17 protein-coding genes are annotated in these 20,433 nt (G+C 69.7%); 11 read left to right on the top strand and 6 right to left on the bottom strand.

The window, feature by feature from the left end; all coding sequences use genetic code 11:
• Window positions 1–56: 56 nt before the first annotated feature.
• Window positions 57–1,262, bottom strand: coding sequence for an efflux RND transporter periplasmic adaptor subunit (locus tag HTY53_RS08610; RefSeq protein ID WP_174106069.1), 1,206 nt, complete (start codon window positions 1,260–1,262; stop codon window positions 57–59).
• 560 nt (window positions 1,263–1,822) lie between these two features.
• On the opposite strand from HTY53_RS08610, the gene HTY53_RS08605 reads away from it, so the two are divergent.
• Complete coding sequence (locus HTY53_RS08605; protein WP_174106068.1) at window positions 1,823–2,542, top strand: TetR family transcriptional regulator; 720 nt, start codon at window positions 1,823–1,825, stop codon at window positions 2,540–2,542.
• 67 nt (window positions 2,543–2,609) lie between these two features.
• Here the strand turns inward: HTY53_RS08605 and HTY53_RS08600 are convergent, their stop codons facing one another.
• Window positions 2,610–3,791 (bottom strand): ABC transporter substrate-binding protein, encoded by a 1,182-nt coding sequence (locus tag HTY53_RS08600; protein WP_174106067.1) that lies wholly within the window; start codon window positions 3,789–3,791, stop codon window positions 2,610–2,612.
• Window positions 3,792–4,120: 329 nt separating this feature from the next.
• On the opposite strand from HTY53_RS08600, the gene HTY53_RS08595 reads away from it, so the two are divergent.
• The 9 genes from HTY53_RS08595 to HTY53_RS08555 all read left to right on the top strand — a co-directional run bounded on the left by HTY53_RS08595 (window position 4,121) and on the right by HTY53_RS08555 (window position 13,840).
• Window positions 4,121–4,795 carry a response regulator gene (locus HTY53_RS08595; RefSeq protein WP_174106066.1) on the top strand — a complete coding sequence of 225 codons (675 nt, stop codon included), beginning with the start codon at window positions 4,121–4,123 and terminating at the stop codon, window positions 4,793–4,795.
• Window positions 4,792–6,312: a sensor histidine kinase gene (locus tag HTY53_RS08590; RefSeq protein ID WP_174106065.1), complete on the top strand. Its 1,521-nt coding sequence runs from the start codon at window positions 4,792–4,794 to the stop codon at window positions 6,310–6,312. The genes HTY53_RS08595 and HTY53_RS08590 overlap by 4 nt, the downstream gene beginning before the upstream one ends.
• A gap of 274 nt (window positions 6,313–6,586) precedes the next feature.
• On the top strand, window positions 6,587–7,492 hold the full coding sequence (locus tag HTY53_RS08585; protein ID WP_238510014.1) for a tripartite tricarboxylate transporter substrate binding protein: 906 nt from the start codon (window positions 6,587–6,589) through the stop codon (window positions 7,490–7,492).
• 116 nt (window positions 7,493–7,608) lie between these two features.
• Entirely contained in the window at window positions 7,609–8,082 is a 474-nt protein-coding gene (locus HTY53_RS24895; protein WP_174106064.1) for a tripartite tricarboxylate transporter TctB family protein, read from the top strand.
• Between the two features lie 31 nt (window positions 8,083–8,113).
• Window positions 8,114–9,625: a tripartite tricarboxylate transporter permease gene (locus tag HTY53_RS08575; RefSeq protein ID WP_174106063.1), complete on the top strand. Its 1,512-nt coding sequence runs from the start codon at window positions 8,114–8,116 to the stop codon at window positions 9,623–9,625.
• A gap of 170 nt (window positions 9,626–9,795) precedes the next feature.
• Window positions 9,796–10,854 carry an AbrB family transcriptional regulator gene (locus HTY53_RS08570; RefSeq protein WP_174106062.1) on the top strand — a complete coding sequence of 353 codons (1,059 nt, stop codon included), beginning with the start codon at window positions 9,796–9,798 and terminating at the stop codon, window positions 10,852–10,854.
• 41 nt (window positions 10,855–10,895) lie between these two features.
• Window positions 10,896–11,312: a PaaI family thioesterase gene (locus HTY53_RS08565; protein ID WP_174106061.1), complete on the top strand. Its 417-nt coding sequence runs from the start codon at window positions 10,896–10,898 to the stop codon at window positions 11,310–11,312.
• Window positions 11,313–11,341: 29 nt separating this feature from the next.
• Window positions 11,342–12,286 carry a patatin-like phospholipase family protein gene (locus tag HTY53_RS08560; RefSeq protein ID WP_217435538.1) on the top strand — a complete coding sequence of 315 codons (945 nt, stop codon included), beginning with the start codon at window positions 11,342–11,344 and terminating at the stop codon, window positions 12,284–12,286.
• Between the two features lie 78 nt (window positions 12,287–12,364).
• On the top strand, window positions 12,365–13,840 hold the full coding sequence (locus tag HTY53_RS08555) for a dihydrolipoyl dehydrogenase family protein (protein ID WP_174106060.1): 1,476 nt from the start codon (window positions 12,365–12,367) through the stop codon (window positions 13,838–13,840).
• A gap of 19 nt (window positions 13,841–13,859) precedes the next feature.
• Here the strand turns inward: HTY53_RS08555 and HTY53_RS08550 are convergent, their stop codons facing one another.
• Entirely contained in the window at window positions 13,860–14,288 is a 429-nt protein-coding gene (locus HTY53_RS08550; protein ID WP_174106059.1) for a RidA family protein, read from the bottom strand.
• 147 nt (window positions 14,289–14,435) lie between these two features.
• On the opposite strand from HTY53_RS08550, the gene soxR reads away from it, so the two are divergent.
• On the top strand, window positions 14,436–14,951 hold the full coding sequence (gene soxR, locus HTY53_RS08545) for a redox-sensitive transcriptional activator SoxR (RefSeq protein WP_174106058.1): 516 nt from the start codon (window positions 14,436–14,438) through the stop codon (window positions 14,949–14,951).
• A gap of 61 nt (window positions 14,952–15,012) precedes the next feature.
• On the opposite strand, the gene HTY53_RS08540 is transcribed toward soxR, so the two are convergent.
• From HTY53_RS08540 to HTY53_RS08530, 3 genes are read right to left on the bottom strand one after another with little or no spacing between them, the layout of a single operon-like run.
• Window positions 15,013–15,867, bottom strand: a complete 855-nt coding sequence (locus HTY53_RS08540; protein WP_174106057.1) for a ChaN family lipoprotein — start codon at window positions 15,865–15,867, stop codon at window positions 15,013–15,015.
• Entirely contained in the window at window positions 15,854–19,057 is a 3,204-nt protein-coding gene (locus HTY53_RS08535; RefSeq protein ID WP_174106056.1) for an efflux RND transporter permease subunit, read from the bottom strand. Before HTY53_RS08535 ends, HTY53_RS08540 begins: the two co-directional genes overlap by 14 nt.
• Before the next feature lie 4 nt (window positions 19,058–19,061).
• Entirely contained in the window at window positions 19,062–20,279 is a 1,218-nt protein-coding gene (locus HTY53_RS08530; RefSeq protein ID WP_174106055.1) for an efflux RND transporter periplasmic adaptor subunit, read from the bottom strand.
• Window positions 20,280–20,433 lie beyond the last annotated feature (154 nt).

Genomic DNA, 20,433 nt, shown 5'->3' with positions numbered 1-20,433 from the left:
CCGCTATCTGCTTGCGCTTGCTTTGCGCTTGTCGCTTGTCCCTGCCGGGGCGGTGCTCAGCCCTGCTTGGCTGCGGCCGCCGAGGCGGCCGCCGGTGCCGACGCGCCGCCCTGGCCGGCCGGGGCCTGCGCCTGGAACGGCACGGCCTTGGCCGGGGCGCCCGGCTTGACCTTCTGCAGGCCCTCGACGATCACCTTCTCGCCGCCCTTCAGGCCCTCGGTGACGATCCAGCGGTCGCCGATCGCGGCGCCGGCCTTGACCGGTACCGCCGCGACGTTGCCGTCCGCGCCGACTACCATCACCGTCGCGCCGGTGGCGTTACGGATCAGCGCGCGTTGCGGCACGGTCAGTGCGTTCTCGTCGACACCCTGCTCGACCCGCACGCGCACGTAGGTGCCCGACAGCAGCTCGCGCCGCGGATTCGGGAACTGCGCGCGCAGCGTGATGGCGCCGGTGCTCGGATCGACCGTCATGTCCGAGAACAGCAGCTTGCCGGTCTCGCCGTATTCGGTGCCGTCCTCGAGGAACAGGCGCACCTTGGCACCGCCGTCGACGCCCTTGATGGCGCCGGACTCGATGCCGCGGCGCAGCCGCATCACCTCGGTGGCGGGCTGGGTGAAGGTCACCCAGATCGGATCGACCTGCTCGACCAGCGCCAGACGGGTCGCCTCGCCGTTGCCGACCAGCGCGCCCTCGGTCACCAGCGCACGGCCGGCGCGGCCGGAGATCGGGGCGGTGACGGTGGTATAGCCCAGATTGATCTGCGCCGTGGTGACCGCGGCCTTGGCCGAGGCGATCTCGGCGCTGGCCTGGCCCGCGGCGGCGACCGCCTCGTCATATTCCTGCTTGCTGACCGCGTTGACCGCCACCAGCGGCTTGTAGCGCTCGGCCTTCTGCCGTGCCGCGACCGCATTGGCCTCGGCCCGGGCCAGACTGGCCTTGGCCGACGCCAATTGGGCCTGGTACGGCGCCGGGTCGATCTTGAACATGACCTGGCCGGCCTTGACCTCGCCGCCTTCCCGGTAGTTGCGCGACAGCACGATACCTTCGACACGTGCCCGCACTTCGGCGGTGCGCACGCCTTCGAGACGGCCCGGCAGCTCGTTGACGACCGGCACCGCCGTCGGCGTCACCGTCACCACGCCCACCTCGGGCGGCGGCATCGCGCCGCCCTGCGGGGCGTCGTTGCCGCAGGCGGACAGCGTCAGTACCGTCAGCGCAGCGGTAACGGCAAGCAAACTCGAACGTTGGGACTTCCTCATCGATAACCCCGTGATGGCAATTGAGATCGGCCGGATACGCCAAACGCCGGCCCGTGGCAAGGGGCCGGCGTTGACGTCTGTGCGGCAGAACCCCACGACGGACCGTCGTGGAGAAAAAAGAACAATACTAGCCACAAACCGCAATGGTGCCGACTGGATTGCGACGAATGGTCGCGTATGCGTCACAACATGCAGCCCGCAGGACCCGAATCGTCAGGGTCTCTTGATGGAAACAGGGGCGGGGCTGGTCCAAATTGTGGCTAGCGCGTAGTATATATACATTCAAGCATGTATGTAAGAGAAATATTGCACCGCAAGGATGCCCTGACCTTGCCTTGTTGCCTTTTGCAATCGGTCGGCGACCGCATAGGCGGGCCGGCCCCGGATCGGTTAGCATGCCGGCCGTCGCACCGCAGCAAAGCAGAGGCAGGAAGTCCAGTGGTACCGCAATTTCGTGACGGATTGGTTTCTTTCGAGGCTGGCTGGCGACATCGGGCAGCCGCCCGGACCGCTGGCGCCGCCGTCGCGACCGTTCCCACCGCCCACTGAAGACACCGCTTATGGCCAGACGTACCAAGGAAGAAGCCCTCGAGACGCGACATCGCATCCTCGACGCGGCCGAGGCCGTATTCCATGCGCGTGGGGTGGCGCGGCCCTCGCTGGCCGATATCGCCGAGGCGGCCGGCGTGACCCGTGGCGCCATCTACTGGCATTTCAAGAACAAGAGCGATCTGTTCGCCGCGATGTGCGACCGCGTCCATCTGCCGGTCGAGGCGCTGTGCGAGCCGGAGCGGATCGCCAGCCAGGAAGACCCGCTCGGCGGCATCCGCGACATCGTCGCGCTGGTGTTCCGCGAAACGGTGGTCAATCCGCAATGGCGGCGCGTGTTCGAGATCGTGTTCCACAAGTGCGAGATGGTCGACGACAACGGCGCGATTCTCGAGCGCCAGCGGCAGTCGCACGAGCAGGGGCTGCTGAAGATGCGCGAGCACCTGCGGCTGGCGGTCGAACGCGGCCAGCTGGCCGCCGACCTCGATCTGGACCTCGCGGTCAATGCGTTCCATGCGGCGATCGGCGGCGTGCTGGCCCACTGGCTGTTCGCGCCGGGCGACTTCGACCTGGATGCGGACGCGGAACGGCTCGCCGACGTCTTCGTCGACACGCTGCGCTTCGCGCCTTCCTTGCGCAAGGGCTATGTGCCGCGTCCGATGGCCAGGCTGGACGAGGAAATGGCTGCCTTGCGGCTCAAGGTCCAGCAGCAGCAATGTCCGGGCGGCTGACGCGTCGCGCGGCCCCCGTCTCGCCAAACGCTCCACCACGCCTCCCGGATTCACGTCATCCGCCGTCTCATCCTGTCATCGCCTCGCGCCAGCGCGCGAGAAACGCCTGCTTGCGCAGCGCATCCTGCGCGGCCAGCAGGCCCGGGCCGACGCTGATCGGCTTGAAGGCGTAGCCGAGCCGCTCGGCCAGGGCCGCCGCGGTATGGCCGCTCTTCGTATCGGTGCGGATCGTATAGAGCCGCGAGGCCGAGCGCGCCAGCAGCGCCTGGCCCTCGCGCGACAGCAGGAAATCGAGCCATAGCCGCGCCGCCCACGGATGCGGCGCGCGGCGCGCGATGAAGGCCACACGCGACATCACCAGCGTGTAGTCGCTCGGCGCGACCACGCCGATCGCCGCGCCGCGCTCCATCAGCGACAGCGCATACGAACCGAGCAGATTGTAGGCGAGCACCAGTTCGCCGCTGGCCACCGACTCGACCATGTCGGCGGTCGAGGCAGACAGCTTTACGCCGGCGCGCCCCAGCGCCTGCGCCAGATACCAGAACTCGCCGCCCATGCGCGCATCCTGTTGCGCCAGCAGATAGCCCACGCCGGAGCGCTCGATATCGTAGGTGACCACGCGTCCGCGCCAGCGCGTGGCGTTGTCCTGCAGCAGCCGCGCCAGCGCGGTGCGGCTGCGCGGCACCGGCATGCCGTCGAAATGGCGGCGGTTGTAGACGATCACCGCCGGCTCGAAGGTGGTGCCCCAGGCTTCCTCGCGCCAGCTGGCCCAGCCGGGCAGGCCGGCGCGCTCGGGCGAGGCGTAGTGCAGCGCGTGGCCGTCGTTGACCAGCTTGATCTGCAGGTCCATCGCGGTGCTCCACAGCACGTCGGCGTGATCGGCACGGACGGGCTGGGCGGACTCGGCGAGAAAACGCTTGTTCAGCTCGATCGTGTTCAGGTCGCGATAGCAGACCTTGACGCCGGGAAAGCGCGCCTCGAAGGCATTGAGCAGCGGCCGCGCGACATCCTCGTCGGTCGACGCATAGACGGTGACCATGCCTTCGCGCTGCGCGCGGGCGATGATCTGCGGATAGTCGGCCGGATAGCCAGGCGGCGGGGTCGTCGAGCTTGCCGGCGGATTGGCCGCATCGGCCGGCGCCGCGAACGCGCCTTGCCACGCCAGCGCGCCGGCGCCCGCCAGCAGGCGGCGGCGCAGCGCGGAGGGCGGGTCGCCGCGCTCGGCTGGCGCGGTCGGATCGGCGGGCATGGAAGGCGGCAGGACAGGCAAGCGGGCAGGGCGCGGAAGCGGGGCGCGGAACAAGGCGCAGAACAGGGCGCGGAACAAGGCGCGGACCTGAGCGCCAATCGGTCGGTGCGGCGCATCCGGCAGCGGCAACCGGCGCGACGGTGGAGCGGTATTATAGGCGCCCGAATCGGGCCGCGAGTCCACGTCTGCCAGGCGACAGCGGCTGGCGCCGCGTGACAGCGGGCGGCGGGCGGGCAGCGGCCTGCTTGTCGCGCGTACCCCGGGCCTTCTGCGCCATGGCGCGCCGATTTCGCATCCTTTCCGCGTTTCAACTCCGGCAGGAGGCCGGCATGCGCATTCTGCTGGTGGAAGACGAAACCGAACTGGCGCACTGGGTGGCGCGCGCGCTGGAGCAGGGCGGCTTCGTGGTCGAGCACGTGGCCGACGGCCTGCTCGCCGACACGCGCCTGCAGGCCGAGGAATACGACGCCGTGGTGCTGGACCTGCGCCTGCCCGGCAAGGACGGCCTGTCGGTGCTCAAGTCCATGCGCGGCCGCGACGACCGCACGCCGGTGCTGATCCTGACCGCGCAGGACACGCTGGACGAGCGCGTGCGCGGCCTGAACCTCGGCGCCGACGACTATCTGCCCAAACCGTTCGCGCTGGCCGAACTGGAGGCGCGCATCCTGGCGCTGATCCGCCGCAGCCGCGGCCGCGCCCATCCGCGCCTGCAGTGCGGCGCGCTGGTATTCGATGGCGAGACGCGCAGCTTCACGCTGGACGGCGCGCCGCTGGCGCTGACCCCGCGCGAATCGACGCTGCTCGGCGCGCTGCTGGCGCGCAGCGGCCAGCCGCTGACCAAGGCGCAGCTGCTCGACAAGGTGTTCTCGCTAGACGCCGACGTCAATCCCGATGCCATCGAGGTGCTGATCTACCGGCTGCGCAAGAAGCTGTCCGGCCACGGCGTGACCATCGTCACGCTGCGCGGCTTCGGCTATCTGCTCGAACCGGAGGCCGCGGCTTGACCGCGTCGGGCGGTCCCCGAGGGGGTCCACTGCGCCGCTGGCTGCGCGGCAGCCTGCGCCGCCAGCTGCTGGTGCTGCTGCTGCCGGCGCTGGCGGCGATGATGGCGCTCGACAGCTGGATGACCTACGGCACGCTGCGCGACGCCGCCAACACCGCCTACGACCGCTCGTTGTTCGGCTCGGTGCGGGCGATCGACAACGCGATCGGCATGGCCGGCGAGACCGTGCAGCTGACGCTGCCCGACGCCGCCATGGAAATGTTCGAGACCGCGGCACAGACGCGGGTCTTCTATCGCGTCGCGCTGGAACGCGACGGCTCCGTCGAAACCGTGACGGGCTACGGCGACCTGCCGCTGCCGCGCGGCACGCTGGCCAACAACGTGCCGCGCTATTACGACGCCGTCTATCGCGATGCCCCGGTGCGCATCGCGGCGATGGCGCGGCCGGTCTACCGGCCCGATGCCCACATGCGCGTGATCATCCAGGTGGCGGAATCGGCCGAGCCGCGCGCGGCGCTGGTCGGCGCCGTGTGGCGCAACACGCTGGCGCGCGACGCGCTGCTGATCGTGGCGAGCGCGCTGATCCTGGTGGGCGGCATCACCTTCGTGCTGCAGCCGCTCAAGCGCGTGCGCGACGACGTCGAGGCGCGCTCGCCCGACGACCTGACGCCCCTCGCGCTCGGCCATGTACCCGCCGAGGTCCGGCCGCTGGTCGATGCGGTCAATCGGCACGTGTCGCGCTCGGCGGCGATGGCGCAGTCCCAGGCGCAGTTCATCGCCGATGCCGCGCATCAGCTGCGCACGCCGCTGGCGATCCTGAAGACGCAGGCCGAGTTTGCGCGACGGCAGCTCGACGGCGGCGCAGAGCGGCAGGGCGAAGAGCCGGCCAAACCCGGTCGTGACCTGCGGCCGGCGCGCGAGGCGGTCAACGGCATCGTGACCCAGCTCGAACAGGCTTCCCGCCTGGCCAACCAGTTGCTGGCGCTGGCGCGGGTACGCCAGCACGAAGCGCAGGCCACCGAGGCGGGCGGGCAAGCACCGGTGGCCGACACCGTGATCGATGCCGCCGCCGTGGCCGGCCAGGTTGCGCTCGACTATCTGCCGCTGGCGCGCGCCAAGCAGCAGGACTTCGGCTGGGAGGACGGCGGCGGCCGGCCGCTGCCGGTGCGCGCAGACGCGGCGCTGCTGCGCGAAGCGCTGGCCAATCTGGTCCACAACGCGATCCAGTATTCGCCGCGCGGCAGCCGTATCACGCTGTCGGCCGCGCGCGAGCGCGACAGCGCCTGCCTGGCGGTCGAGGACGATGGGCCGGGCATTCCGGCCGAGGAACGCGAGCAGGTGTTTGCGCGCTTCTATCGCCGCGTCGGCCACGACGAGCCCGGTTCGGGCCTGGGCCTGGCCATCTCGCGCGAGATGGCGGCGCGGTTCGGCGGCAGCGTGACGCTGCACGAGGCGCGCCAGGGCCAAGGGCTCCGGGCCGAACTGCGGCTGCCGTTGGCCGCCGACGTGCCGATGTAAAGGACCGCTGCGGATGACCACAGCGGAACCACTGCGCCCCGTCACGACGTCAACCCGATCAGCGTAAACCCCAGTCATAAAGCTGACGATTTGACAGCTTATTGACAGTTTCCGGCTCCTAGAATCGCCGCCATGGCCGTACGTGCGGCCGTCGGATCGTAGAACGACAACATTGCAAGCAGGAGACCCCATGCGCCCCGCCTTCGATCGGCTTCCCCGTCTGTTCCCGCAATTCCTTCGCGTCGCGCTGGTCGGCGCCACCTTCGGCGCCGCCATGGCAGCCGGCCCGGCCTTCGCGGTCGACACCGCCAAATTCATGATCGGCGCCAACCCCGGCGGCGGCTGGGACCAGGCGGGCCGCACGCTCGGCGCCGCAATGGTGTCGGCGGGCGTGGCCAAGTCGGCCTCGTACGACAATCGCGGCGGCGCCGGCGGCACCATCGGCCTGACCCAGTTCGTCAACACCGACAAGGGCAACCCGAACGCGCTGCTGGTCACCGGTGCCGTGATGGTCGGCGCGATCGAAACCAACAAGCCGCCGGTCACGCTGAAGAACGCCACGCCGATCGCCCGGCTGTTCACCGACACGATGGTGATCACGGTGCCGGCCAGCTCGCCGATCAAGTCGATCAAGGACCTGACCGCGCAACTGAAGGCCAACCCGGGCAGCGTCAGCTGGGGCGGCGGCTCCAAGGGTTCGATCGACCATATCCTGGCCGGCCTGATCGCCAAGGACATCGGCGTCGATCCGAAGCGCATCAACTACGTGCCGTTCCAGGGCGGCGGCGAGGCCTCGGCCTCGGTGCTGGGCGGCCACGTGACGGCCGGCATCGCCGGCGTGTCCGAGTTCCTGCCCTTCATCAAGAGCGGCAAGATGCGCGCACTGGCGGTGACCTCGAAGGACCGCGTCGCCGATATCCCGACGCTGAAGGAGCAGGGCGTCAACGTCGAGATCTACAACTGGCGCGGCGTCTATGGCGCGCCGGGCATCACCCCCGAGCAGCGCAAGGCGCTGACCGACGCGGTGGTCAAGGCGACCGAATCGCCCGCGTGGAAGCAGGCGCTGGCCAAGAACGACTGGACGCCGTTCCTGCTGACCGGCGACGAGTTCGGCAAGTTCGTCGATGCCGAATCGGCGCGCCTGGGCGCGATGCTGCGCGAACTGGGCGTGGCCAAGTAAGGCGTTCCGGCTCATCAAGACCTGACAGCTGTACCGGTGCCGCGGCCTCCCGGACCGCGGCCCGTTCGTTTTCGCCCTGCCGGACGCCCCCGTCCGGCCTCCATCCGGAGTCCATCGTGAAACCTTCCCACACTGCCATCGGCATCGTCGTGCTGTTGCTGTCGGCCTGCTTCTTCGCCGGCCTTGGCGGCATCTCGGGCGAGTCTGGCTACGCCGGCCTGTCGCCGCGTTTCGTTCCGACGCTGGTCGGCGTCGGCCTGGCCGTCTGCGGCGCGCTGCTGACCTGGCAGGGTGTGCGCGGGGGCTTTCGCGCAATGCCCGAGGAGGACGCCGAGCTGCCCTCGCAGCCGCACAGCCCGCGCGGCCTGTTGTGGGTCGCGGCTGGTCTGCTGCTGAACATGGCGCTGATCGGCACGCTGGGCTTCGTGCTGGCGTCCACGCTGCTGATGGTCTGCGTCGCGCGCGGCTACGGCAGCCGGCGCGTCGTCCGCGATGCGCTGATCGGCCTGGCGATCACGGTGCCGATGTGGTTGCTGTTCGATTTCCTGCTCGGCATCAACCTGCCGCTGCTGCCGATCGCGGGCCTGTAAATCGCGGGCCTGCAAGGCCGGAGACACGCAAATGGATACGCTGAATCAATTGATGAACGGCTTTGCCGTCGCCATCACGCCGCTGAACCTGATGTGGGCACTGGTCGGCTGCTTCCTGGGCACCGCGATCGGCGTGCTGCCCGGCATCGGCCCGGCGCTGACGGTGGCGATGCTGCTGCCGCTGACCGCCAAGGTCGAACCCACCGCGGCGCTGATCATGTTCGCCGGCATCTACTACGGTGCGATGTACGGCGGCTCGACCACCTCGATCCTGATGAACACGCCGGGCGAGTCCTCGACGATGATCACCGCGATGGAAGGCAACCTGATGGCCAAGCGCGGCCTGGCCGGCCCCGCGCTGGCCACCGCCGCGATCGGCTCGTTCGTGGCCGGCACCATCGCCACCGTGCTGCTGTCGCTGTTCGCGCCGGTCGCGGCCGACGTCGCGCTGCAGTTCGGCCCCGGCGAGTACTTCATGATCATGCTGCTGGCCTTCACCACGGTGTCGGCGGTGCTGGGCTCCTCGCTGCTGCGCGGCATGACCAGCCTGTTCCTGGGCCTGGGCATCGGCCTGATCGGCATGGATTCGCTGTCGGGCCAGACGCGCTATACGCTCGGCATCCAGGAGCTGTACGACGGCATCGACATCGTCGTGGTCGCGGTCGGCCTGTTCGCGGTCGGCGAGGCGCTGTTCAATGCGTTCTTCCCGCAGCCCGAGGGCACCTTCAACAAGGTGGGCCGCGTGATGATGTCGCGCTCGGACTGGAAGCGTTCGATCCCCGCCTGGCTGCGCGGCACCTTCATCGGCTTTCCGTTCGGCCTGATCCCGGCAGGCGGCGCCGAGATTCCGACCTTCCTGTCGTACGCCAGCGAGAAGAAGCTGAGCAAGCATCCTGAAGAATTCGGCAAGGGCGCGATCGAGGGTGTGGCGGGTCCCGAGGCGGCCAACAATGCGGCGGTGACGGCCACGCTGGCGCCGCTGCTGACGCTGGGCATCCCGACCTCGAACACCACGGCGATCATGCTGGCGGCGTTCCAGAACTACAACCTGCAGCCGGGGCCGATGCTGTTCCAGACCTCGGGCGACCTGGTGTGGGGGCTGCTGGCCTCGCTCTATATCGGCAACGTGATGCTGCTGGTGCTGAACCTGCCGGCGATCGGCCTGTGGGTCCGCATGCTGCGCATCCCGACCCCGCTGCTCTATGGCGGCATCCTGATCTTCGCGGGCCTGGGCGCCTACGGCATCCGCCAGTCGGCCTTCGACCTGCTGCTGCTGTTCCTGATCGGCCTGCTCGGCATGGCGATGCGCCGCTTCGACTTCCCGACCGCGCCGGTGATCGTCGGCATGATCCTCGGGCCGATGGCCGAGAAGCAGCTGCGCAACGCGCTGTCGATCAGCCAGGGCGACTGGACGATGTTCCTGCGCCATCCGATCTCGGCGTCGATCCTCGCGCTGACCGTCGCGGTGGTGGTGGTGCCGCGCCTGCTGCGCTGGATGTCGCGGCGCTCCGCGATGCGGGGCGTGGCCGACGCGGCCAATTGATCGGCGCAGTGGTCGCGGCATGAAGCTCGGCATGACGTGCGGCATGCCGCGCCACAATGCGCGACAATGCGCGTGACGCCACAAGGCCCGGGGCTCCCGGGCCTTGTCGTTTGCCTGCTCTCCTCTCACCACAAGAAAGCGGCGGCGCCCCGCGCCAGCCTGCCACCGCCATGCGATCCGTACTCTCCCGTTGGCGTCCGACGCTGCTGACGCTGCTGCTTGGACTGGCCGCAGCCCTGCTGTGCGAATGGCTGCGCACGCCGCTGCCCTGGATGATCGGCCCGCTGCTGGCCGTGGCGGCGGCCCGCATGATGGGCGCCGACCTGCGCGCGCCATCGCAGGCGCGCAACGCCGGCCAATGGGCGATCGGCACCTCGCTGGGGCTCTACTTCACCCCCGACGTGGTCGCCAAGCTGGTCGAGTTCTCGCCTTACGTCATTGCGGGCTCGCTGTTCGCGCTGGTGCTCGGCACCGCCGGCGCGCTGATGCTGCGCCGGACCACCGGCGTCGCGTTCAAGACCGCGTTCTTCTCCACCGCGATCGGCGGCGCCTCCGAAATGGCCAATCTCGCCGAGCGCAACGGCGCCCGCATCGACCAGGTCGCGGCCGCGCATTCGCTGCGGGTGCTATTGGTGGTAGTAATCGTGCCAGCGCTTTTTCAATACGGCGGTATTCATGGGCTCGATACCTATATCCCCGGACCGCGCACGGTCGACGCGCTGGGGCTCGTCGGGCTGATCGCCATCACGGTCGCCTTTGCGCTGGTCATGAACCGGCTGAACCTGCCCAACCCCTTCGTCATCGGCACGCTGATCGCCGCCGCCGCTTTGACTGCCTCCGGCATCGAGCTGTCGGCGATCCCGACCTCGATGAGCCATGCCGGCCAGCTGCTGATCGGCATCTCGCTCGGCGTGCGGTTCTCGCGCGAATTCCTGCACACGGCGCCGCGCTTCCTGGGCGGCGTGGCGCTCTACACGCTGGTGGCGCTGGTGATATCGGCGCTGTTCGGCTGGGGGCTGGCGGCACTGTCGGGCGCGCATCCGGCCACCGTGATCCTGGGCACCACGCCGGGCGGCATCGCCGAGATGTGCATCACCGCCAAGGTGCTCCAGCTCGGCGTGCCGCTGGTCACGGCCTTCCACGTGATCCGGATGGCCTTCGTGGTGCTGTGTACCGGCCCCCTGTATCATTGGCTGAAACATCGCGCCGCCCCGGAGGAGATCGAGTAGCCGGGCGGCCAGGCACAACCGAGGACCACCGACGGGCCGCCATGCCAGAGACGACGCTTGCCATTGCCGACATCGACGCCATCCTGGAGCGCGTGCTTGCGCCCTGGGTCCGCCAGCTGAATCTGCGCGCCGAGCGCGTCGACGCCGACAGTGTCACGCTGCGGCTGCCCTTCGATCCCTCCCTTCGCCACGCCGGCGGCGTGGTCTGCGGACAGGTGCTGATGTCCGCCGCCGACACCGCGATGATCGTCGCGATCTCCAGCGCGCTGGGCGGCTTCCGCCCGATGACCACCGTCAGCCTGACCACCAACTTCATGCGCCCCGTGATCGAGGGCGACATGCTGGTGCAGGCCACCGTGCTGCGCCTGGGCAAGACCGTGGTGTTCGGCGAGATCGATCTGCGCGGCCCCGACGGCAAGCTGGCCGTCCACGCCACCACGACCTACGCATTGCTATGACGATGTCTGCGGCCCGCCCGGACATGGCGATGGACCGGGCCACGGACCCGGCCACGCCCACGCGAACCGCGCCGTCGCGGACGCCGCAGTACGGCGGCCCCTTCGAGCAGGTGGTGTTCGCCGGCGGCGGCAACCGCTGCTGGTGGCAGGCAGGCTGGTGGGATACCGTCGCGCCCGAGCTTGGGCTGCGCCCGCGCGTGATCGCCGGCATCTCTGCCGGTGCTGCCACCGCCTGCATGATTTACACACACGAGTCGCGGCAGGTGATGGACTACTACCGCGGCGTGCTGGCCGGCAACAAGCGCAACGTCTACTGGCGCAACCTGCTCGGCAACCAGCGCGTGTTTCCGCATTACGGCATCTACCGGGCGGCCCTGCTGTCGATCCTGGGCGACGGCCGCATGGATCGCCTGCAGGCTGCGCCCGAGATTCGCGTCGGCGTGGCGCATATCCCCCGCTGGTGCGGCCCCCGGCTGGCGGTGATGGCAGGGCTGCTGGCCTACAACATCGACAAGCATCTGCTCAAGACGCTGCATCCGCGGCTGGGCCGCACGCTGGGCTTTCATCCGGAGTTCGTGCGGGCCCAGGACTGCGCCACGGCCGAGCAGCTGGCAGACCTCTTGCTGCAGTCCTCATGCACGCCGCCGTTTACGCCCGTGCTGCGGCGCGATGGGCGTGCGGTGCTCGACGGCGGCCTGGTCGACAACGTGCCGGTCGACGCGCTCGACCCCACGCCGGGCGACGTGCTGGTGCTGATGACTCGGCTGTATCCGCGCCCGCGCCGTTTCGTGGTCGAGTGGAACGGCCAGCGGCGCCTGTATCTGCAACCGTCGCGGCGGGTGCCGGTCTCCAGTTGGGATTACACGCGCCCGGAAGGCATGACGCTGGCCTACGATCTCGGCCGGCGCGATGGCGAGGCCTTCCTGCGCGATTGGACGGCCGAGGCGTCCGCGGACCTGGCGCCGGCCTCGTAGCGCGGGAGCGGCACAGCAGCTGCTCCCTCCGATTCTTGCGGCATTCTCGCGGCCACCGCGCCGCGGCAGGAGGCATCGATGACGAAGCGGCAAGCTGGCACCGACAACGAACGCAAGCGCGCAAGCAAGGTATCCGCCGAACCCCGGATGGAGCGCGTACCGCGCGGCAAGAGCAACGCCGGCGCCGGCCGCGCGCGCCAGGCCGACTTCGTCGTGATCGGCGGGGGCTCGGCCGGCGTCGCCGCGGCGATGCGGGCCGCCTCGCACGGCGCCAGCGTGATCCTGGTCGAGCGCGAGCAGATCGGCGGCACCTGCGTGAACCGCGGCTGCATTCCCAAGAAGATGCTCAGCTATGGCGCGACCTGGGCCGCGATCCTGTCGGGCTGCCTGTCGCATACCGGCGGACGCGAGGACTGGAGCGATGCCATCGTGCGCGTCAAGGCCGAGATGGCAAGGCTGCATGCCAGCTATACGCAGCGGCTGCAGGAGGCCGGCGTGCAGGTGTTGCGCGGCGAGGCAAGCGTCAGCGCGCCGGGCCAGGTGCGCGTCGGCGGCGACACGCTGCAGGCGCGCCGCATCCTGATCGCGACCGGTTCGCGGCCCACCGCGCTGCCGGTGCCGGGCGCCGAGCTGGCCAGCACCTCGGACGACGTGTTCGAGTGGAACGGCGTGCCGGCCTCGCTGGTGGTGATCGGCGGCGGCTATATCGCGGTCGAGATGGCGTCCATCCTGTCGCGCTACGGCGTCAAGGTCGACATGCTGGTGCGCGAGTCGCGCTTGCTGGAGAACTTCGACGAGGACATCGCCAATGCGCTGGCCGAGGCGCTGACCGCCAAGGGCGTGCGGCTGCATCTGAATACCGACGTGACGCTGCTCGACCAGGCCAATGGCGCCCTCGAGGTCTGCTACAGGCAGGTGGCGCAAGGCGAAAACGGCGGCAAGGGCAAGGAACGGACCCACAGCGTGCGCGCCCAGGCGGCGCTCGCCGCGATCGGACGCGAGCCCAATCTCGACGGCCTGGGCCTCGAGGCGCTGGGCGTGGCACGCGGTCAGCGCGGCCTGCGCGTGGACCGGCAGTTCCGCACCAGCGTGCGTGGCATCCATGCGATCGGCGACGTCACCGAAGGACTGCAGCTGACGCCGGTGGCCATCGCGCAGGGGCGCTGGCTGGCCGACCGCTTGTTCGGCCGGCGCGGCGAGCGCGCCGACTTCGACGTGATTCCCACCGCGGTGTTCTGCGAGCCCGCGATCGGCAGCGTCGGCCTGACCGAGGCCGCGGCGATCGAGGCGGCCGGCAAGCCAGAGCGCATCGGCACGCGCATCAAGCGCTTCGTCTCGCTGGAGAACCGCTTTGCCGGCAATACGATGCCGTCGGTGATGAAGATCGTCTACAACGCGCGCAGCGGGCGCGTGCTGGGCGTGCACATGCTGGACAACGCGGCGCCCGAGATCGCGCAGTCGATCGCGGTGGCGTTGCGGCTCGGCGTGCGGCTGTCGCATCTGGAGACCACGATGCGGCTGCACCCGACCGTCGCCGAGGAACTGTTCGGCTGAAGGCGCGCGGTGGCCCCGCCTAGCGCGACACCACCGCGGTTGCCTCGATCTCGAACAGCATGCCGTCCAGCGCCAGCCGCGGCACCGGAATCAGCGTGCAGGCCGGCGGCGGCAGCGTGCCCCACATGCGGCGCAGCTCCGCGCCGAACACCTGCAGGCGTTCCAGCGAATGGTCGACGATCAGCACCGTCAGCTTGGCCACGTCGCGCAACTCCGCGCCGCCCGCATGCAGCGCGATCTCCAGATTTTCCAGCGCCCGCCGGACCTGGCCGGGGAAGTCGGGCGCCAGCCGGCCGTGCCGATCTTCGCCGCCCTGCCCGCTGGCGAACACGATGCGGGCCGGGGCGGTCGCGACCGCGACATGGGAGTAGGCATTCGGGCTGGGGTCGTACAAGCCGTGCGGATTGACGAAATGCAGGCTGCAGGCAGGGCGGCGGGATTCGATCATGGCGGAGGTTCGGTAGAAGATCGCGAAGGACATGTCAGGGCGGGATGCCGAAGAGCCGCGCCAGTATCGAACCTCAAGTTGACTTGAGGTCAACCGTGACCCTGCTAGCATTGGGTCTTTCGCTGCGAAGATCGACGGAATCCCGCCATGCCACGCCAGCCCTCCCACGACGAATCGAACGAACGGCCACCGCGCCGACGCGGCCCAAAGCCGGCCGACCTGCTGTCGGTCGGCGAGGTCGCGGCGCGCACCGGACTGGCCGTCTCTGCACTGCATTTCTACGAGTCCAAGGGCTTGATCCGCAGTACGCGCAGCGCCGGCAATCAGCGCCGCTATGCGCGCGCGGTGCTGCGCCAGCTCGCGGTGATCCGCGTCGCGCAGCGCATGGGCCTGCCGCTGGCGTCGATTGCGGAGGCGATGGCACGGCTGCCCGAGGGACGCGCGCCGACGGTGGCCGACTGGCGCCGGCTGTCGGCGGCATGGCGCGACGATCTGAACGAACGCATCCGCACGCTGACGCAGTTGCGCGACCAGCTCGACGGCTGCATCGGCTGCGGCTGCCTGTCGCTGAAGGCCTGCCCGCTGCGCAATCCGGGCGACACGCTGGCGGGACAGGGGCCGTGGCCGCAGTTGATCGGCGGCGAGGGCGGGCGTTCGCAGTAGATCGAACGAGCCATCTCGCCTGGGCGTCGGCTCAGTGAGGCTCGGTGAGGCTCAGTGAGGCTCAGCGCGGCGCCGGCCGGGCACCGTCGCAAGGATCGGTGCGCTTGACCGGCGGCACCAGCACGATCCTGTCGTAGGCGCCGGCCTCGCCTTGCTCGGCCGTTTCCAGGTACGCCACCGTCAACACCTCGGCCGGCCTGGCACCGAGCCAGCGCGGCACGCCGATGTCCTCCCGCACATGGCCGTTGCCGGCCAGCAGCACCACGCCGGCGGCGGCATGATCCTTCAGCGCGGCCGCCATCACGGCATCGCGCGCGGCCTGCGCCTGCAGCATGCCGGGCAGCATGGCGCGCGGGAAATGGCCGCAATGGCTGTCGTCGAGCACGGCGGTCTGGGTCGCGGCCAGATCGGCGGGCAGCGGCCCGGCGAGGCCCAGCCGTTCCCGTTCCGACGTGCTGAACACCGCGCCGCCGCGCATCACGCGGCGCGCATCGTCGCGCGACAGGTTTGCGGCAACCAGCGGCAGATCGTGGCGCAGCGCCAACGCGATCACCGGCCGATACAGCGACCAGTCCCATCCCGGAGCGCCTGCCTGCGCGATCAGATAGTCGGCGTCGCCGGGCCGCTCGCGCCGGGCGCGGTCGATATCGGCCTGACGCTCGCGATCGAACTGCTCCATCGCAATGGCGGGACGCCAGCCGGCGTCGATGGCTGCGGTCAGCGACGCCAGCCGGCGGCGATGCCCGTCGGCATTGTCATGCACCTCGCCCAGCAGCACATAGCGGTAGGCCGACAGCCCAGGCGCGGTGCCCTCCGGCGCCGCGGGCGTCGCCGCGCAACCGGCGACCAGTGCCAGCGTCGCGGCCAGCGCGGCCGTGGCCGAGCGTCGCCGCGGTCCGCGCTCAGCGTCCCGCATCGGCTCCCACCGTCGCCGGCACGCGGTTGCCGTCCGCATCGATCTCCAGCGGACCGCTGCCGGAGAAGCGGTCCAGCGCCAGGTAGATCACCGGCGTGATGAACAGCGTGATGACCTGCGAGAACAGCAGCCCGCCGACCACGGCCAGGCCCAGCGGCTGACGCAGTTCGGCGCCCGCGCCCAGGCCCAGCGCGATCGGCAGCGCGCCCATGATGGCGGCCAGCGTGGTCATCATGATGGGCCGGAAGCGCAGCAGGCAGGCCTGGCGGATCGCCCTGGCCGGCGGCATGCCTTGTTCGCGCTGCGCCGCCAGCGCGAAGTCGATCATCATGATGGCGTTCTTCTTGACGATGCCGATCAGCATCAGCACGCCGATGATCGCGATCAGCGACAGCTCGACGCGGAACAGGAACAGCGTCAGCAGCGCACCGACCGCGGCCGACGGCAGGCCGGCCAGGATCGTCAGCGGATGGATATAGCTTTCGTACAGCACGCCCAGCAGCACGTAGATCACCGCGATCGCCGCGATCAGCAGGATCACCTGGGTCGACTGCGACGACTGGAACACCGCCGCATCGCCGCCCCAGCTGGTGAAGATCTCCTGCGGCATCGCGGTTTCCTGCTTGAAGCGGTCGATGCGCGCCGACGCATCGCCCAGCGCCGCGCCCGGGGCCAGGTTGAACGACACAGTGACCGATGGCAGCTGGCCCTGGTGATTGACCGCGATCGGACCGACGCGGCGCTCGGTGGTCGCGAACGCCGACAGCGGCACCAGCGTGCCGCTGGTGCTGCGCACATAGATCTTCGAGAACGCGGTCTCGTCGACGCGGTCCACGTCCGCGGCCTGCAGAATCACGTAGTAGCTGTCGATCGAGGTATAGATCGTCGACACCTGACGCTCGCCGAACGCGGTATAGAGCGCGGTGCGCACGTCCTGCATCTGCACGCCGAGCGAGTTGGCCTTGTCGCGGTCGATCGCCAGCTGCGCCTCGAGCCCGGCCTGCTGCGAATCGCTGGTGACGTCGCGGAACAGCGGATCGGCGCGCATGCGTGCCATCAGCTTGTCGGCGGCGGTCTGCAGATTGCCGGACTGCACGCTCTGCAACGTGTATTGATAGCGCGCCTTGCTGACGCGGCCGCCGAGCTGCAGGTTCTGCACCGGGCGGAAATAGACGTTGAGCCCCGGAATGCCGGACACATCGCGACGCAGCGACTCGACCACCTCCGGCATCTTCGGCCGCTCGCCGCCCGGCTTCAGCTCGATGAACATGCGCCCGGTATTGATCGCCGGCGACGGGCCGCCGCCGATCGCCACCACGATGCTCTTGACTGCCGGGTTGGCCCGCATCCGTTCGGCCGCGTCGCGCATCAGCGTCGACATCGCATCGAACGAGATGTCCTGCGGGCCGTCGGCATTGACCTGGATCTGGCCGATGTCCTCCTCGGGGAAGAAGCCCTTCGGAATCAGCACGAACAGCACCGCGGTCAGCACGAACGTCATGCCGGCCGCGGCCAGCACGGTCTTGCGATGCGCCAGGCACCAGTCCAGGCCGCGCGCATAGCGGTGCAGCGTGTATTCGAACAGGTTCTCGAACCACTGGGTCGAGCGCAGGCCGAAGCTCTGCCGTTGGGCGGGCGCGGCGGCAGGCGCGGCGGCATGCCGCGGGGCATCGCCATACGCATGCTGCGATTCGTCGACCGGCACGTTCTCGGCCGACAGGAAGCGCGCGCACAGCATCGGGATCAGCGTCAGCGACACCAGCGCCGACACCAGGATCGACAGCGACACCACCGCGGCGAACTCGTGAAACAGCAGGCCGATCACGCCCGGCATGAAGAAGATCGGGATGAACACCGCCACCAGCGACACCGAGATCGACACGATGGTGAAGCCCATCTCGCGCGAGCCGACCAGCGCGGCCTTCAGCGGGGCCATGCCTTCCTCGATATGGCGGACGATGTTCTCCAGCATCACGATCGCATCGTCGACCACCAGGCCGACCGCCAGCGTGATGGCCAGCAGCGACACGTTGTCCAGGCTGTAGCCGAACGCCTTCATCAGCGCCACCGTGCCGATCAGCGAGATCGGCAACGAGACGGTCGGGATCAGCGTGGCGGCGGCCCGGCGCAGGAACAGGAAGATCACCATCACCACCAGCGCCGCGGTCAGCGCCAGCGTGAACTGCACGTCGTGGATCGACTCGCGCACCGAGCGCGAGCGGTCGTTGACGACGTTGACGTTGACCGACGCCGGCATCTGCTGCACCAGCCGCGGCAGCGCGGCGCGGATCGCATCGACCACCGCCACCGTGTTGGCGTCGGGCTGGCGCTGCACCGCCAGCACGATCGAGCGCTCGTTGTTCAGCCAGCTGCCGGTCTTGAGCGTCTCGACGCTGTCCTCGACCTCGGCCACGTCCGACAGCCGCACCAGCGAGCCGTTGGGCTGGCTGGCGACGATGATGTTGCGGAAGGCGTCGGCGTCGGCCAGCTGCCGGTTGGCCTGGATCGTCAGCATCTGCCGTGCGCCGTCGAGCGTGCCGACCGGCGTGTTGGCATTGGCGCGGGAAATCGCGCTGGCCAGCTCGTCCAGCGTCATGCCGCGCGCGGCGAGCGCATCGGGACGCGCGCGCACCCGCACCGCGAAGCGCTTCTGGCCGTAGACCAGCACCTGCGCGACGCCGGGCAGCGTCGACAGCGTCGGCGCGATCAGGTTGTCGCCGAAAGCGTTCAGCTCGGCCAGGCTCATCGCCGGCGAATTGATCGCCAGCAGGATCACCGCCGCGTCGGCCGGATTGACCTTGCGATACGACGGCGGCTCGGTCATCTCGGTCGGCAGCGAGCGCTGCGCACGGAACAGCGCCGATTGCACGTCGACCGCGGCGGCGTCGATGTCGCGGTCGTTGTTGAATTCGATCGTGATGCTGGAATTGCCCAGCGTATTCGCCGAGCTGATCACGGACACGCCGGGGATCGTGGCGAACTGCTTCTCCAGCGGCGTGGCGACCGAGGCCGCCATCGTCTCCGGGCTCGCCCCGGGCAGCCGGGCGGTGACCTGGATCACCGGCGAGTTGAAGCTGGGCAGCGCGGCGATCGGGATGGTCGGGTACAGCACGATGCCGGTGACGACGATCGCGATCGCCAGCAGCACCGTCATCACGGGCCGGCGGATGCAGAGTTCGGACAGCGTCATGGCGTCAATGCTTTCCGGGAGCCGGAGCAGCGCCGGCGGCGCTGGCCTCGCGCACTGCGCTGCCCGGACGCAGGTTCTGCACGCCCTCGACCACCACGCGCGTGCCGGCCGGCACGCCTTCGACCACCGCCGCCGCGGCGGTCGCCGCCAGCATCTTGACCGGCATCGCCCGCACCTTGCCGTCGGCCTGCACCGCATAGACGAAGCGGCCTTCCGGTCCGGTGACCACCGACTGCGGCGGCACGGACACCACGCCCGTCAGCGTCTGCACCACCGCCTCGACCCGCGCATAGGTGCCGGGCCACAGGCGCTGGGCCTCGTTGTCGAATTGCGCCTTGACGCGGATGGTGCCGTACTGCGGATCGACGGTGTTGTCGACGAAGGTGATGCGGCCCTGCACCGGTTCGGGATTGCCGTCGTTGGGCTGCGCAGTCACCGGCACCGGACCGCTGCGCAGCGCGTCGCGCAGCGCGGCGAGCTGGCGTTCGGGCAGCGTGAAGGTGACCGCGATCGGCTGAATCTGCGCGATCGTCACCATCGGCTGCGCCGCGGTCGGCAAGACCAGCGAACCGGGAAAGACGTTGATCACGCCGGTGCGGCCGCCGATGGTGGCGCGGATCGCGCCGTAGCTGACCGCGACGCGGCTCGCCTCGATCGCGGCCTGGTCGGCTCGCACCGTCGCCTCCAGCGCATCGACCTTGGCGCGCGCGGTATCGACCGCGCTGCGCGAGATGAAGTTGCGCGCGACCAGTTCCTCGCTGCGCGCCAGGGAGCGGCGGGCGTCGGCCAGATCGGCCTGGTCGCGCAGCAGCTGGGCGCGGGCGCGGGCCAGATTGGCCTCGTCCATGCGGGTATCGAGCGAGAACAGCAGATCGCCGGGCTTGACGGTCTGGCCTTCGCGGATATGGACGGTGCGGACGGTGCTGGAGACCTGCGGGCGGATCTCGACGGTCGACAGCGCGGTCACGTTGCCGTTGACGCTGACCTGCAGCGGCACGTCGCCCTGTCGTGCCAGCGCGGTGGTCACCGCCACCGGCGCCGGGCCCTGCGCCTGCGGCCTGGCGGCGAACCACGTCTTCCATACGTACCAGCCGGCGACCGCCAGCAACGCCAACAATGCCAGCGCCAGCCAGGGCGACACACGACTTCTGCCGGTACCCATGGCCTGGCTCCAGTTGCTTTCGACGAAGCCTTTGGCCTGGTCGATACCCTTCGATTTCATGCGAGGACCCTCTGCTGCCCCGCGCTGGTGCGCGGGTTCGCTCCCTTTTTTCGTCGTGCCCACCCGGACGACCGCCGCCGGCTTCTGGGAACCGGTGGGCGGCCGGCCGCCCCCAGTGGTACCGCCTTGGCGCCGTATCTGGCAAGCGTTGGCA

Origin of the sequence: Cupriavidus gilardii, assembly GCF_013314895.1 — a bacterium.
Taxonomy (GTDB): domain Bacteria; phylum Pseudomonadota; class Gammaproteobacteria; order Burkholderiales; family Burkholderiaceae; genus Cupriavidus; species Cupriavidus gilardii_C.
This window is presented reverse-complemented; position numbering and strand designations above follow the sequence as displayed.

Bases quoted from the DNA above. Each gene is read 5' to 3' on its own strand.
- HTY53_RS08585 (WP_238510014.1), top strand. From the start codon at position 6,587: ATGGCAGCCGGCCCGGCCTTCGCGGTCGACACCGCCAAATTCATGATC.
- HTY53_RS08565 (WP_174106061.1), top strand. From the start codon at position 10,896: ATGCCAGAGACGACGCTTGCCATTGCCGACATCGACGCCATCCTGGAG.
- HTY53_RS08610 (WP_174106069.1), bottom strand. From the start codon at position 1,262: ATGAGGAAGTCCCAACGTTCGAGTTTGCTTGCCGTTACCGCTGCGCTG.
- HTY53_RS08570 (WP_174106062.1), top strand. From the start codon at position 9,796: ATGCGATCCGTACTCTCCCGTTGGCGTCCGACGCTGCTGACGCTGCTG.
- HTY53_RS08535 (WP_174106056.1), bottom strand. From the start codon at position 19,057: ATGACGCTGTCCGAACTCTGCATCCGCCGGCCCGTGATGACGGTGCTG.
- HTY53_RS08555 (WP_174106060.1), top strand. From the start codon at position 12,365: ATGACGAAGCGGCAAGCTGGCACCGACAACGAACGCAAGCGCGCAAGC.
- HTY53_RS08600 (WP_174106067.1), bottom strand. From the start codon at position 3,791: ATGCCCGCCGATCCGACCGCGCCAGCCGAGCGCGGCGACCCGCCCTCC.
- HTY53_RS08550 (WP_174106059.1), bottom strand. From the start codon at position 14,288: ATGATCGAATCCCGCCGCCCTGCCTGCAGCCTGCATTTCGTCAATCCG.
- HTY53_RS08595 (WP_174106066.1), top strand. From the start codon at position 4,121: ATGCGCATTCTGCTGGTGGAAGACGAAACCGAACTGGCGCACTGGGTG.
- HTY53_RS08575 (WP_174106063.1), top strand. From the start codon at position 8,114: ATGGATACGCTGAATCAATTGATGAACGGCTTTGCCGTCGCCATCACG.
- HTY53_RS08540 (WP_174106057.1), bottom strand. From the start codon at position 15,867: ATGCGGGACGCTGAGCGCGGACCGCGGCGACGCTCGGCCACGGCCGCG.
- HTY53_RS08560 (WP_217435538.1), top strand. From the start codon at position 11,342: ATGGACCGGGCCACGGACCCGGCCACGCCCACGCGAACCGCGCCGTCG.
- HTY53_RS08605 (WP_174106068.1), top strand. From the start codon at position 1,823: ATGGCCAGACGTACCAAGGAAGAAGCCCTCGAGACGCGACATCGCATC.
- soxR (WP_174106058.1), top strand. From the start codon at position 14,436: ATGCCACGCCAGCCCTCCCACGACGAATCGAACGAACGGCCACCGCGC.
- HTY53_RS08530 (WP_174106055.1), bottom strand. From the start codon at position 20,279: ATGAAATCGAAGGGTATCGACCAGGCCAAAGGCTTCGTCGAAAGCAAC.